Genomic DNA, 13,082 nt, shown 5'->3' with positions numbered 1-13,082 from the left:
TTGTATTGGTTTCAGGCAAGCTGGCGCGAGAAAGACTGCCGCGCAAACAATTCAGGCGATTGCGCCGGCGCCCGCGCCGAGGTGGCAATGGCGCGGGCCAGTGCGCGCTCGTCGCGCGCCACCGAAACCTGGTCGTCCTGCCGCGTCAGGCGGCGCACCAGCGCCAGCCCGCCGACCGGGAAGTAGCTGACACGGCGCGCATGCGGGCCGCGCAGGTCCTGCGCCGCAACGCGGATCTCCTCGGTCTTCAGGTAGCGCAGGACGAAATCCGCGTTCCGCTCGCCGATATTCAGCGTGGTCATATTGGCCAGCACCGCCCCGCCGCCGAAGACCTTGGCCTCCAGCCGCTCGCGGCGCGCGCCCATCTTGAGCAGTTCGTTGATCAGCACTTCCAGCGCATAGCTGCCGTAGCGCATCGACGCCGACAGCATGCGGTCGGCGCTGCCGTCGTCATCGGGCAGCATGAAGTGGTTCATGCCGCCCACGCCGGCGCTCTCGTCGCGGATGCAGGCCGCCACGCACGAGCCCAGCACGGTGGTCAGCACCACGTCCTCGCGGGTCACGTAGTACTCGTTGGGCAACAGCTTGATGGCCTGCTTGCCGAACTCGCGGTCGAAATACGTGCGCGTGGCAAGCGCTTCGGGCAGATGGGGCGTGCGCATCACGGCCTTCCCGCCCTGGCCGCGTCCGGCGCCAGTTCATATACGGTCTGCCCGCGCAGCTGGAACGCGCGCGTGACATAGGAGAAGTTCTCCGAGTGGCCGGCAAAGAGCAGCCCGTGCGGCTTGAGCAGCGGCACGAAGCGCTCCAGGATGCGTCCCTGGGTCGGCTTGTCGAAGTAGATCATCACGTTGCGGCAGAAGATGGCATCGAACTGCTCGCGCATGCCCCAGTCGGGTGCGAGCAGGTTCAGCGGCTCGAACGCGATGGTGGCGGCCAGTTCCGGCTTGACCTTGACCGAACCGGTGCGCGGCCCGGTGCCCTTCAGGAAGAAGCGCTTGAGCCGTTCCGGCGACAGCCGCGCGACCTGCTCCGCGGAATACACGCCGCCGCGGGCCTTGGCCAGCACCTGGGTGTCGATGTCAGTGGCCAGCACAGTGCCGGCGCGGTCGCCCAGCGCCTCCGCCAGCGTGATGGCGATCGAGTACGGCTCTTCGCCGGTGGACGCGGCCGAGCACCAGACGCTGTAGGGGCGGCCGGTCTTTTTGGCGTGCTCGGCCAGCAGCGGGAAGTGATGGGCCTCGCGGAAGAACGAGGTCAGGTTGGTGGTCAGCGCATTGGTGAAGAACTCCCACTCCGAAGAGCGGTCGTCAGCGTCCAGCAGCGCCAGGTACGAGGCGAAGTCCGACAGCTGCAGCGTGCGCAGCCGGCGCACCAGCCGGCTGTAGACCATCTCGCGCTTGTGGCTGCCCAGCGAGATGCCCGCGCGCCGGTGGATCAGTGCGCGGATTTTCTCGAAATCGCGTTCGGTCAGCAGGAAGTCGCGCGCGTCGTCGCGCCGCAGGATGGCGCCCGGCGCAAGGACCGACCCGGTCTGGCCGGGAACGCTGGCGGCGGTGCGGAACGGCGTCATGGGATTTGCTTCAGTGGTGCGTGCGCAGGGTCAGGCCAGCTCGGCCTCGACCAGCGCCATCTCGGCGCTGGTCATCAGGCGTTCGATGTCGATCAGCACCAGCATGCGGCCGTCGATGGTGCCCAGCCCGGTCAGGTGCTCGGTCGAGATCGACACGCCGAACTCCGGCGCGGGCTTGATCGCATCGCCGGTCAGCGTCAGCACATCGGACACGCCATCGACCACGATGCCGACCACGCGGCCGGCCACGTTCAGGATGATGACCACGGTCTGGTGGTCGTAGCGCACGTTGCCCAGGCGGAACTTCAGGCGCAGGTCGACGATCGGCACGATCACGCCGCGCAGGTTGGTCACGCCCTTGATGAAGTCCGGCGCGCTGGAGATGCGGGTCACGGTCTCGTAGCTGCGGATCTCCTGCACCTTGAGGATGTCGATGCCGTATTCCTCCGACCCCAGCGTGAAGACCAGGAACTCCTGGCCCGAAGCGTCGCTTCCGGGGGTATCGATGTGTCCGATGCCGGCCATGATGTCTAGTTCTCCTGTGTTTGGTCGGTTACTGCGCCAGCGCCGGTTCCTGCCGGCGCACGCCGGTGCGCTGCAGCGCGCCGACATCGACGATCAGCGCCACGCTGCCGTCGCCAAGGATGGTCGCCGCCGAGATGCACGGCACCTTGCGATAGTTGGTTTCCAGGTTCTTCAGCACCACCTGGTGCTGGCCGATCAGCTGGTCCACCAGCAGCGCAAAGCGCTTGCCTTCGGCCTGCAGGATCACGGCAATGCCATGCGTCGGCTCTTGCAGCGCGTCGGCGACGTTGAAGACGCGGTGCATTTCCAGCAGCGGCAGGTATTCGCCGCGCACGTGCATGACGCGATCGGAGTTGGCGGCGGTGTGGACATCCTCGGCCTTGGGCTGCAGCGACTCCATCACGCAGTTCAGCGGCAGGATGAAGGTCTCTTCGCCCACCTTGACCGACATGCCGTCCAGGATCGCCAGCGTCAGCGGCAGCACGATGCGGATGGTGGTGCCCAGGCCCGGGCGCGAGCTGATCTGGACGTGGCCGCCCATCTCCTGGATATTGCGCTTGACCACGTCCATGCCAACGCCGCGGCCCGACACGTCGGTGACGACCTCGGCAGTGGAGAAACCCGGCGCGAAGATCAGCTGCCAGACTTCCTCGTCGGTGATGTTCTCCGACACCGGCAGGCCGTTCTGGATGGCCTTGGCCAGGATGCGTTCGCGGTTCAGGCCGCCGCCGTCGTCGCTGACTTCAATGACGATATTGCCGCCATGGTGCTGCGCGGACAGGATCAGCTGGCCGGTCGCGTCCTTGCCGGCGGCCACGCGCTTGTCAGGGGTTTCGATGCCGTGGTCCAGGCTGTTGCGCACCAGGTGCGTGAGCGGATCGATGATGCGTTCGATCAGGCTCTTGTCCAGTTCGGTGGCCTTGCCGAAGGTGACCAGGTCGATCTGCTTGCCGAGCTTGCTGGCCAGGTCGCGCACCAGCCGCGGGAAGCGCGAGAACACATAGTCCATCGGCATCATGCGGATCGACATCACCGCTTCCTGCAGGTCGCGCGCATTGCGCTCGAGCTGGCCCATGCCGGAGAACAGGCGGTCGAACAGCACCGGGTCCAGCGCCGAGGCGGTCTGCGCCAGCATCGACTGCGTGATCACCAGCTCGCCCACCAGGTTGATGATCTGGTCGACCTTTTCGGTCGGCACGCGGATCGAGCCTTCGCCGTGCGCGGCGCTCGCCTGCGGCTTGGCCTTCTCGCGCGCGGCGGCGGGCGCCGCCGCTGCGGGGGCGGGGGCCGTGGCGACCGGGACGGGCGCCGGGACAGGGGCCTCGACCACCGCGGGAGCAGCAGCAGGGGCTTCGGCTTCGATCACGATCTGGTCCAGGTCGATCACGAAGCAGCACACCGCGATGATGTCGTCGGCGCTGCACTGGGTGTTGAGCCACACCACCAGTTCGCCATTCACCTCTTGCTGGCCGGTGATCTCGCCCAGGTTGGCCAGTTCCTCGCGCAGCAGCGCCTGGTCGGAGGCGGAAACCCGGATCAGGCGGATCTTGAGCCCGCCGCCCGCAGGAGCAGCAGCGGGGGGCGTTGCGGCAACAGGTACGGGCGCCGGGGCAGCTGCGCCGGCATGGCCGGCGGCTTCCTGCGCCAGCTGTTGCAGCACGGCGCAGATGCGCGCCAGCGTTTCCGGATCGGGTTCGGTGCCGTTGCGGTAGGCGTTGAGCTGGTCTTGCAACACGTCCTTGGTTTCCAGAAAGGTGTCGATGATGGTCCTGGTCAACGCCAGTTCCTGCCGGCGCGTGCGGTCCAGCAGGTTCTCGAAAATATGGGTGGTCTCGGTCAGCGCCGCGAAGCCGAAGGTGGCAGCCCCGCCCTTGATGGAATGCGCCGCCCGGAAGATCGCGTTCAGATGCTCGGGATCGGGCGACTCAATGTCCAGGCCGAGCAGCAGCTGCTCCATTTCGACGAGCAGTTCTTCCGCTTCCTCGAAGAAGGTCTGGTAAAACTGTGTGATATCGATATCGACAGACATGGCGTCCTGAGTCACTTGGTTACTGCACTGGCGCTGCCGCAACGGCCGCGCGTCATGGTTTGCTGCCCGTGGGCGCAGCCGCGGGCGCTGAGGCCGCTGCCAGCCCTGCCTGCATCTCCTGCGCGGCCTTGCCGGCCTGCGCCGCCACCGTGACCTCGGCAGCGCTGGCGTTCTCGGCCTCGAAGCGCGCCTGGGCCTTGTGGTTGAGCACCACGATGCTGATGCGCCGGTTCACCGGCGCCAGCAGGTCTTCCTTGTCCAGCGGCATGGTCGCGGCCAGGCCCAGCACGCGCAGCACCTTGCCCTCCTGCATGCCGCCGGCGATCAGCTCGCGGCGCGAAGCGTTGGCGCGGTCGCCCGACAGCTCCCAGTTGCTGTAGGTGCGCTCGCCGTTGGAATAGTTGGCCGCATCGGTATGGCCCGACAGGCTGACCTTGTTGGGCAGCTCGTTCAGCACCGGCCCGATCTCGCGCAGGATGGTGCGCATATAGGTCTCGACCGTGGCGCTGCCGGTGCGGAACATCGGCCGGTTCTGCGTATCCAGGATCTGGATGCGCAGCCCCTCGCTGGTGATGTCCAGCAGCAGCTGCGGGCGGAACTGGCGCAGCACCGGGTTGTTCTCGATGATCTGCTCGAGCCGCTGCTTGAGCGCGCGCAGGCGCTGCGCTTCCTGCTGCTCGTTGCGCCGCTGCTCGTCGCTGGGTTCGTTGGTGCGCGCGCGCATGGTGTCGCCGTCCTTGCGCAGCGCATCCTGGCCGCCGCCCGGGATCACGCTCGGGGTCTGGCTGCTCTTCTCGCCGCCGACGATGGCCACCTTGAGCGGCATGCGGAAGTACTCGGCAATGCCTTCCAGCGTCTTCTTGTTGGCGCTGGACAGCAGCCACAGCACCAGGAACAGCGCCATCATCGCCGTCATGAAGTCGGCGTAGGCGATCTTCCAGCTGTGGTTGCCGTGCGGCCTGGCGTGCGACTTTGCCCGGCGGACGATGATCGGACGCATATCGTGTGCGCTGCTCATGACGGTGCCCCTTGCTGCTTGCGCGCCTTAATTCAGGCTCTTGACTTCACGCACGTGGTCGTCGAGCTCAAGGAACGACGGCCGCACCGTGGAATACAGCACCTTGCGGCCGAATTCCACCGCCACCAGCGGCGCGTAACCGTTGAGCGAGGCCAGCAGCACCACCTTGATGCATTCGTAGACCTTGACGTTCTCGGATACCTGCAGCTCGATGCGCGCGGCCAGCGGCGAGACAAAGCCATAGGCCAGCAGGATGCCGAGGAAGGTGCCGACCATGGCGTGCGCGATCAGCGCACCCAGCTCGGCCGGCGGCAGGTCGGCCGAACCCAGCGCGTGCACCACGCCCATCACCGCGGCAACGATGCCGAAGGCGGGCAGCGCGTCGCCGACGCGCGACAGCGCATGGGCGGGGATCTCGGCCTCGTGGCGGAAGGTCTCGATCTCGTGGTCCATCAGGGCCTCGATCTCGAAGGCGTTCATGTTGCCGTTGACCATCATGCGCAGGTAGTCGGTGAGGAATTCCATCACCACCGGATCCGACAGGATGCGCGGGTACTGGCTGAAGACGCTGCTGGCGGCGGGGTCCGCGATTTCCTTTTCCAGGAACAGGATGCCTTCGCGCCGTGCCTTGGACAGCAGCACGTACAGCAGCGACATGACGTCCAGGTACAGCTCTTTCTTGTACTTGGAACTCTTGAACAGGCCCGGCAGGGCCTTGATGGTGGCCTTGATGGCCTTTGCTGTATTGGTGGCGATGAAGGCGCCGAAGGCGGCGCCCCCGATGATCACAAATTCCGCCGGTTGATATAGCGCGCCCATGTGGCCGCCGGTCATGGCGTAACCGCCAAGCACCGCCACAACCACGACGACATAGCCAAGAACTACTAGCACGATCGGATCCCCGTCTAAATACGCGCGTCAGTCACGCACAATTGCCCGGGCACGGGCGAACGGAGAGTGGTCCGTCCGCCAGCGCTGCAAGCTTGCCAGCCGGCGGACCTTGACCAGGATCAGGCGTTGGTCTGCACGGCGGCGGCGTCTTTCGAGAGCTTCTTCACTTTCCCTGCGCGTGACGGCGGACGGCACAGGCTGCACACAAAATTCGCGTGCGGCTCATACGCGTGCGTGACAAACTGCCCGCCGCAACACGTGCAGCGGGACAGCTGCAGCATGTTGCTCTCGAAGAACCGTACTAACGTCCAGGCACGCGTGAAACTTAAGACAATTTCGCCGCCGAGCAGCGAAACATGCTCAAGGTACAGGCGGTAGGCAGCCACCACCGCGCGAATGCCCACGGTCTCGCCCTCCTGCACCATGAACTGGTAGGCAGAGAAGAACAGCGACGAGTGGATATTCGGCAGCCAGGTGGTGAACCAGTCCGTCGAGAAGGGAAGCATGCCCTTGGGGGGCGAGACGCCGCGCAGCTCCTTGTACAGGCGGATGAGCCGGTCACGCGACAGCGTGGTCTCGGCTTCAAGCACCTGCAGGCGCGCACCCAGGCCGATCAGCTCGATCGCAAGCTGGGTCTGGTTCGCATCCTGGAGCACGCTCTTGCGGCTGGGAACGGAGGTGGCCGTGTAACTCCGGGTGGGCTCGGCCTGCAGGAGCGCGGTCAATTGAGCGACTCCACAGGCTGGCGTGCAAGCAGGATCGCGGCGTGGATCTGCTGCATGTCATGACTCTTGGCCGTGTGGGTGAGAGTGGACAGAAGCGCATGGTCGTCGAAGCGGAACCTGCACAGCACCATGTTGGATGCCGCCAGCTTGACGAGTTGCGCGGAAGTCAGCTTGGCAAGAATATCCGCAATTTCCTTGCTGACCCCGAGCCGGAACATGGCTTCGACCTGGTTTTCGCGCACCAGGCGTTGCGCGAGCAGCAGATAGGCGAGGTTAACCTCCCTGATCTCCTGGAGAACTTCACTGCTTTCCAATTTATCCCCGCTACCAAAAACCCACCGTGGCCGCTTGTCCGGCGCTTACCGATGCCCTTGCGGGCCCGGCGACCAGATCGTTTGTATGCGGCTGGGCGGGTACAACGTACGACTAAGGAACTACGCCCGTGTCAAACTGTAATCAACTCCGTTACAAGTGTTACAGAGTGTAAGTGAGACTGTTACGTTTATATCGGCAATCGACCCGCAATGCCAATCCCTACTTACGCGGGGGGGGAACCAAATGTCGCATGGAACATACATGGGCGCGCCCATTTTGTAACAGTTCACATCCCTGACACTTGATCTGGCGCAAACCAGTTCTGCAAGCGTCATTTCTGCAAACGCGCGACCAGCGCCTTCGGTAGCCTGCTGGATTCCTCTATTGACGAGTGCCGCATGTGGCGTTCAGCACGCAGACACTGTCCGTCATCCCTGTACGAAATTCATGGCCGGAGGCAGCGGGGCCGGATTCCGACCGCGCCCTCAGTGCCCGAACATGCGCCGCAGCCATGCCGCCAACCGGTCGAACACATCGTCGGGCGCTTCGCGGAACAGCGCCGGGCGCATGCGCTCCACCTGCTCCAGCACGCGCGAGGCTTCTTCCGGCCGCACCGAGCCGTACTCCAGGGCGAGGCCCAGCATGCCGCGCAGCTCGCCCACACGTGCGCGGCCAGCGGCTTCGCTGTCTTCGGTCTGCAGCGCGTACATCAGCTCATAGGCGCGCTGGCGCAGGCTTTCGGCCAGGCGCCATGCGGGCGTGCGCATGCGCTCTTCCAGTACCCGCACGTCTTCCGCGGAAGCCGCCACCTGCGTGGCGAGCGCCTCGGTGAAGGCAGCATCGGCGCCGCATTCCGACAGCACCTGCGCCGCCCATTCGCGCGCATGCGCCAGGCGCTGGTCCGGCGTCCAGTCCGGCTGCACCGCCAGCCCGAAGCCAAAGCGCCGGGCATCGCGCATCAGCGCCGCCAGCGCATTGGGCAACTGCTTGTCGAACACGCGGCGGGCCCAGCCGTATTCACCGCCGGACAGCAGCCGCGAGACCGCGCGCTCGGTGAGCGGGCCGTCATGCTGCAGCAGCCGCGCGCGCAGGAATTCCTGGAAATCGGGCGGCAGGAACTCGCGGTCCAGGCCGCTCGAGACCCCGACGAACTGCTCGAATTCCTTGCGCAGACGGGCCGCATCGTCATGCGGCAGAGCCAGGTTGATCTCGGTCGTCATAGCCTTGCCATCCGGGACGCCGCGCGGCCCGTTGCCAGTGGGGATCAGAACGCACTCCAGTCGCCGTTGTCGGCGGCTGCCAGCGCGGGCCGCGAGGCTCTGCCTGCGACCAGCCGCGCCGGCTGCGTGGCGACGGCATCTGCCGCCTCGGCTGCGGCGGCATGGTCCGCCGCAGGCAAAGCCGCGGCCTTCGTGCTGGCGGGCAGGGCCTTGGCGACCCGCTTGCCGGCAGCGATGGCGCGCACCGCGCCGGCGGCACGAGACACCTTGGCCGGCACTGCCGTCGCCGCAGGCAGCGAGTGGGCCACGAACGAATCCGCGCGGGCATCCTCGGCCGCCAGGCGGAACGTCGCCACGGCCCCCTGCAGCCGGCTGGCCTGCTCTTCCAGCGCGCCTGCGGCGGCGGCGGCTTCTTCCACCAGCGCCGCGTTCTGCTGCGTGCCCTCGTCCATCTGCGCCACGGCCTGGTTGACCTGCTCGATGCCCGCGCTCTGCTCGGCCGACGCCGCGCTGATCTCGCCCATGATGTCGGTCACGCGCTTGACCGCCTGCACGATCTCTTCCATGGTCTTGCCCGCCTGGCCCACCAGCGCCGAGCCGTTGTCCACGCGCTCCACCGTATCGCCGATCAGCCCCTTGATCTCCTTGGCCGCGTTGGCGCTACGCTGCGCCAGGCTGCGCACCTCGCCCGCCACCACCGCGAAGCCGCGGCCCTGCTCGCCGGCGCGCGCCGCTTCCACCGCCGCGTTCAGCGCCAGGATGTTGGTCTGGAAGGCGATGCCTTCGATCACGCCGATGATGTCGACGATCTTCTTCGAGGCATCGTTGATCTCGTCCATGGTCTGCACCACCCGGCCCACCACTTCGCCGCCGCGCAGCGCTGTCTCCGACGCGTTCGCCGCCAGCCCGCTGGCCTGGCGCGCGTTGTCCGCGTTCTGGCGCACCGTGCTGGTCAGCTCTTCCATGCTCGACGCCGTCTGCTCCAGGGCTGCCGCCTGCTGCTCGGTGCGTTGCGACAGGTCATTGTTGCCCGCGGCGATTTCACGCGAGGCGCTGCCGATGGATTCGGCCGACACCTTGAAATCGCGCACCATGCGCGACAGCTGCTGCTGCATCTGCTGCATCGCATAGACCAGGCTGCCCTTGTCGCCTGCGCGCGTGGCCACCGGTGCGGAGAAGTCGCCTTCGGCAATGCGCGCGGCAATCGCGGCGGCATAGCCCGGCTCGCCGCCCAGCTGGCGCGACAGCGCCCGCGCCAGCAGCACGCCCAGCAGCACCGACAACGCCACGCCGCCCAGCACCAGGCCCAGCATCCACAGGCGCGTCGCGTCGTAAACGCTGCGCGCTTCTTCCATGTTGTTGCGGGCGCGGTCGTCGCGGCGCTTGACCATCTGGAACATCACCGCTTCCAGCGCATGGCTGTCCTTGAGCAGCTCGGCGCTCTCGGAAAACACCTGGCTTTCAAACTGCGAGGTATCCAGCGGCTGCTTGCTGATCAGTTCGACGTACTTCTCCATGCGCGCGCGGAACGCCGGCGACAGCTCCTGGTACTGCTTGACCAGTGCCTTGCCCTCGGCCTTCTCGAAAGCGCCAGCGACCTGGCGGATGCGCTCGTCCATGGCGCCGAGCGACTTCACGATCTGCTCCTTCTCGGCCGCCCGCTCGCCCATGGTCGATGCCGACAGCAGCCCGATCTGCGCGCGGCTGGCATAGACCAGGTTGATATTGGCGTCCTGCACGGCCTTCAGCGCCTGCAGGTCGCCGTTGTAGATCTTGCCGGTCCAGTCGGCCATGCGCCCCATGTTGACCACACCCAGCAGCCCCATCACGGCGCCGATCACGGCAACGACCAGGAATCCGGCAACCAGCCTGGTCGTGACGCGCAATTGATTGAACCAATGCATAGCAACTCCCCCTTGTAACTGAAGCCTCGGGCGCGGCGTGCCGCACCCGTTTTGTACGCATGCAGGCCGGTGCTCCGCGCCTGCCTCGTCTTTGATTCGGACTAGGCCTGTGCCAGTGACTGGGCCGCATCGGCACGCGCATGGGCCGGCAGGCGCTGCGGACGCACCTCGGCCTGCATGCTGACGCGGAACGTGGCGATGGCGTCGCGCAGGCGCATGGCCTGCTCTTCGAGCGAGCCGGCGGCGGCGGCGGCTTCTTCCACCAGCGCCGCGTTCTGCTGCGTGCCCTCGTCCATCTGCGCCACGGCCTGGTTGACCTGCTCGATGCCCGCGCTCTGCTCGGCCGACGCCGCGCTGATCTCGCCCATGATGTCGGTCACGCGCTTGACCGCCTGCACGATCTCTTCCATGGTCTTGCCCGCCTGGCCCACCAGCGCCGAGCCGTTGTCCACGCGCTCCACCGTATCGCCGATCAGCCCCTTGATCTCCTTGGCCGCGTTGGCGCTACGCTGCGCCAGGCTGCGCACCTCGCCCGCCACCACCGCGAAGCCGCGGCCCTGCTCGCCGGCGCGCGCCGCTTCCACCGCCGCGTTCAGCGCCAGGATGTTGGTCTGGAAGGCGATGCCTTCGATCACGCCGATGATGTCGACGATCTTCTTCGAGGCATCGTTGATCTCGTCCATGGTCTGCACCACCCGGCCCACCACTTCGCCGCCGCGCAGCGCTGTCTCCGACGCGTTCGCCGCCAGCCCGCTGGCCTGGCGCGCGTTGTCCGCGTTCTGGCGCACCGTGCTGGTCAGCTCTTCCATGCTCGACGCCGTCTGCTCCAGGGCTGCCGCCTGCTGCTCGGTGCGTTGCGACAGGTCATTGTTGCCCGCGGCCACCTGGCGCGTTGCCGTGGAGATGCTGGCCATGCCTTCCTGGATCTCGTGCACCACCGACTGCAGGCTGCGCTGCATGGTCTGCATGGCCTGCGCCAGCGCGCCGATCTCGTCGGCGCTGCGGTGCTCGAAGCGCGTGGTCAGGTCACCCGCGCCCATGCGCAGCGCAAAGTCCAGCATGTGGCGCACCGGACGGTGCACGCGCGCCAGCAGCATGGTGCCTGCCGCGAACGACGATGCCAGCGCCAGCGCAAAGCCGCCCCACAGCCACGGGCGCACCGCGGCCACGCCTGCGCCGCCCAGGGCTTCCACCGCAACCAGTGCGGCCAGGAACCACACCATCCCGCCGGCCTGCGCCCACAGGATGCGGCGCTTCAGGTTCAGGTGCAGCAGACCCTGCACCAGGCCGCGCAGCCCGGTGCGGACCACGGCGCCGTGGCGGATCGCCAGCCCGTCCGCGCGGCCGGTCCGGAATCGTGCATAGGCAGCGCCGGCGGCTTCCACCTGCTCGCGCGTCGCCATCGAGCGCACCGAGGTGTAGCCGACCACGCGGCCATCGACGCGCGTGGGCGTCACGGTCGCGTTGACCCAGTAAAAGTCGCCGTTCTTGCGGCGGTTCTTGACCACGCCCATCCAGGTGCGGCCGGCCTGCAGGTCCTGCCACAGGTCGGCAAACGCTTCCGGCGGCATGTCGGGATGGCGCACCAGGTTGTGCGCCGCACCGAGCAGCTCCTCGGCCGCAAAGCCGCTTGCCTCGATAAAGGTGCGGTTGGCAAAGGTGATCCGGCCTTTGAGGTCCGTGCGCGAGATCAGGTAGTCCGATGGGGAGAGCTTGTATTCGCGCTGCGTAACGGGTTGGTTGTTTCGCATCTATGACAGTACTGCAGGCCCGGGCGCGGCAAGTTGCTGCACCCCGGGCGGGTTCGGTCCGGCAGGCGGGGCGCCGGCCGGACAACGTTGGCGCTGCCGCGGGATCACGCCACCGCTTCGAGCGCGGCGAGTTCTTCGGTGTTGAGCAGCTTCTCGATGTCGACCAGGATCAGCATGCGCTGCTCGACCGAGCCCAGCCCGCGGATGTAGTCGGTCGCCAGTTCGCCGGAGAAATGCGGCGTGGGCTTGATCTGCTCGGCTGCAAGGGTCAGCACGTCGGACACGCCATCGACCACGATGCCGGTGGTGCGGTCGTTGAGGTCTACGATGATGACGACCGTGTACTGGTCGTAGCTGACGTTCTGCTGGCGGAACTTGATGCGCAGGTCGATGATCGGCACGATGATGCCGCGCAGGTTGATCACGCCCTTGATGTAGTCCGGTGCGTTGGCAAGCTGGGTGACCGACTCGTAGCCGCGGATCTCCTGGACCTTCAGGATGTCGACGCCGTATTCTTCCCGGCCCAGCGTAAAGGCCAGGAACTCTTCGCCCGCGCCGTCTGCCTTGTCGATGTGCTTCATCGTCTAGCCCCCGAAAATTGGCTCATGCTGGTTTGCTGGCGCTGCTGCGGCCAAGGCCGCTGGCTGGCACCGGGGCATGACTTCGCCCACCAGTGTTTACGGCAGCAATCCGGGGGACTGAAGGGCGACGCCCGGCTTTCCTTACCCTTCCGAGGTAGGGTGCGCGGTGGACAGCAGCGCCGTCACGGCCCGCATCAGCTGGTCAGGATCGAAGGGCTTGGGCAGGAAACCCGAGGCGCCGGCGGCGCGGGCCTGTTCGCGGATGCTGCCGTCCTGCTCGGTGGTCAGCATCAGGATGGGAATGCACGCATAGCGCTCAGTGGCGCGCAGACTGCGGATCAGCGTGAGGCCATCCATGCCGGGCATGACCTGGTCCGTGACCAGCATGCCGAAGCTGGCGCCGGCCGCGAGCGCATGTGCCTGGTCGCCGTCGGCCGCCTCGGTCACGTCAAACCCTCCTGCGCGCAGGCAGGCGCCGATCATGCGACGGAGCGAAGGGGAATCGTCGACGACGAGGATGCTGGGCGATGACATGGGCGCCTCCGGTTTG

General features: G+C 66.7%; 13 protein-coding genes. All 13 read right to left on the bottom strand.

The genetic code is table 11. The annotated features are described in order from the left end of the window. Nucleotides 1-11: 11 nt before the first annotated feature. Complete coding sequence (cheD, locus tag I6H87_RS19925) at nt 12-662, bottom strand: chemoreceptor glutamine deamidase CheD (RefSeq protein ID WP_010812706.1); 651 nt, start codon at nt 660-662, stop codon at nt 12-14. After that, nucleotides 662-1,573: a CheR family methyltransferase gene (locus I6H87_RS19920; protein ID WP_010812707.1), complete on the bottom strand. Its 912-nt coding sequence runs from the start codon at nt 1,571-1,573 to the stop codon at nt 662-664. The genes cheD and I6H87_RS19920 overlap by 1 nt, the downstream gene beginning before the upstream one ends. 30 nt (nt 1,574-1,603) lie before the next feature. Beyond that, nucleotides 1,604-2,098 (bottom strand): chemotaxis protein CheW, encoded by a 495-nt coding sequence (locus tag I6H87_RS19915; protein WP_010812708.1) that lies wholly within the window; start codon nt 2,096-2,098, stop codon nt 1,604-1,606. A gap of 28 nt (nt 2,099-2,126) precedes the next feature. Continuing rightward, the gene (gene cheA, locus I6H87_RS19910; protein ID WP_011616432.1) at nt 2,127-4,127 is read right to left on the bottom strand and encodes a chemotaxis protein CheA; all 2,001 of its coding nucleotides are present in this window, start codon (nt 4,125-4,127) and stop codon (nt 2,127-2,129) included. A gap of 52 nt (nt 4,128-4,179) precedes the next feature. Next, a complete protein-coding gene (gene motB, locus I6H87_RS19905; protein ID WP_010812710.1) occupies nt 4,180-5,145 on the bottom strand; it encodes a flagellar motor protein MotB in 966 nt (321 codons plus the stop codon). 27 nt (nt 5,146-5,172) lie between these two features. Next, nucleotides 5,173-6,036 carry a flagellar motor stator protein MotA gene (motA, locus tag I6H87_RS19900; protein ID WP_010812711.1) on the bottom strand — a complete coding sequence of 288 codons (864 nt, stop codon included), beginning with the start codon at nt 6,034-6,036 and terminating at the stop codon, nt 5,173-5,175. Between the two features lie 119 nt (nt 6,037-6,155). Continuing rightward, nucleotides 6,156-6,761 carry a flagellar transcriptional regulator FlhC gene (gene flhC / locus I6H87_RS19895; RefSeq protein ID WP_011616430.1) on the bottom strand — a complete coding sequence of 202 codons (606 nt, stop codon included), beginning with the start codon at nt 6,759-6,761 and terminating at the stop codon, nt 6,156-6,158. After that, nucleotides 6,758-7,075 (bottom strand): flagellar transcriptional regulator FlhD, encoded by a 318-nt coding sequence (gene flhD, locus I6H87_RS19890; protein ID WP_010812713.1) that lies wholly within the window; start codon nt 7,073-7,075, stop codon nt 6,758-6,760. Before flhD ends, flhC begins: the two co-directional genes overlap by 4 nt. 486 nt (nt 7,076-7,561) lie before the next feature. Continuing rightward, nucleotides 7,562-8,296, bottom strand: a complete 735-nt coding sequence (locus I6H87_RS19885) for a DUF4088 domain-containing protein (protein WP_011616429.1) — start codon at nt 8,294-8,296, stop codon at nt 7,562-7,564. A gap of 44 nt (nt 8,297-8,340) precedes the next feature. Further along, a complete protein-coding gene (locus tag I6H87_RS19880; RefSeq protein WP_011616428.1) occupies nt 8,341-10,200 on the bottom strand; it encodes a methyl-accepting chemotaxis protein in 1,860 nt (619 codons plus the stop codon). 101 nt (nt 10,201-10,301) lie between these two features. Beyond that, nucleotides 10,302-11,951: a methyl-accepting chemotaxis protein gene (locus I6H87_RS19875; protein ID WP_011616427.1), complete on the bottom strand. Its 1,650-nt coding sequence runs from the start codon at nt 11,949-11,951 to the stop codon at nt 10,302-10,304. Between the two features lie 104 nt (nt 11,952-12,055). Continuing rightward, complete coding sequence (locus I6H87_RS19870) at nt 12,056-12,532, bottom strand: chemotaxis protein CheW (RefSeq protein ID WP_010809863.1); 477 nt, start codon at nt 12,530-12,532, stop codon at nt 12,056-12,058. Nucleotides 12,533-12,673: 141 nt separating this feature from the next. Next, nucleotides 12,674-13,066, bottom strand: coding sequence for a response regulator (locus I6H87_RS19865; RefSeq protein WP_010809862.1), 393 nt, complete (start codon nt 13,064-13,066; stop codon nt 12,674-12,676). Between the last annotated feature and the right edge of the window lie 16 nt (nt 13,067-13,082).

The organism is Cupriavidus necator (assembly GCF_016127575.1).
GTDB lineage: Bacteria > Pseudomonadota > Gammaproteobacteria > Burkholderiales > Burkholderiaceae > Cupriavidus > Cupriavidus necator_D.
Note: the sequence above shows the minus strand (reverse complement) of the source record. Positions and strands in the feature narration are given on the sequence as shown.

Bases quoted from the DNA above. Each gene is read 5' to 3' on its own strand.
- cheD (WP_010812706.1), bottom strand. From the start codon at position 662: ATGCGCACGCCCCATCTGCCCGAAGCGCTTGCCACGCGCACGTATTTC.
- I6H87_RS19920 (WP_010812707.1), bottom strand. From the start codon at position 1,573: ATGACGCCGTTCCGCACCGCCGCCAGCGTTCCCGGCCAGACCGGGTCG.
- I6H87_RS19915 (WP_010812708.1), bottom strand. From the start codon at position 2,098: ATGGCCGGCATCGGACACATCGATACCCCCGGAAGCGACGCTTCGGGC.
- cheA (WP_011616432.1), bottom strand. From the start codon at position 4,127: ATGTCTGTCGATATCGATATCACACAGTTTTACCAGACCTTCTTCGAG.
- motB (WP_010812710.1), bottom strand. From the start codon at position 5,145: ATGAGCAGCGCACACGATATGCGTCCGATCATCGTCCGCCGGGCAAAG.
- I6H87_RS19885 (WP_011616429.1), bottom strand. From the start codon at position 8,296: ATGACGACCGAGATCAACCTGGCTCTGCCGCATGACGATGCGGCCCGT.
- I6H87_RS19880 (WP_011616428.1), bottom strand. From the start codon at position 10,200: ATGCATTGGTTCAATCAATTGCGCGTCACGACCAGGCTGGTTGCCGGA.
- I6H87_RS19875 (WP_011616427.1), bottom strand. From the start codon at position 11,951: ATGCGAAACAACCAACCCGTTACGCAGCGCGAATACAAGCTCTCCCCA.
- I6H87_RS19870 (WP_010809863.1), bottom strand. From the start codon at position 12,532: ATGAAGCACATCGACAAGGCAGACGGCGCGGGCGAAGAGTTCCTGGCC.
- I6H87_RS19865 (WP_010809862.1), bottom strand. From the start codon at position 13,066: ATGTCATCGCCCAGCATCCTCGTCGTCGACGATTCCCCTTCGCTCCGT.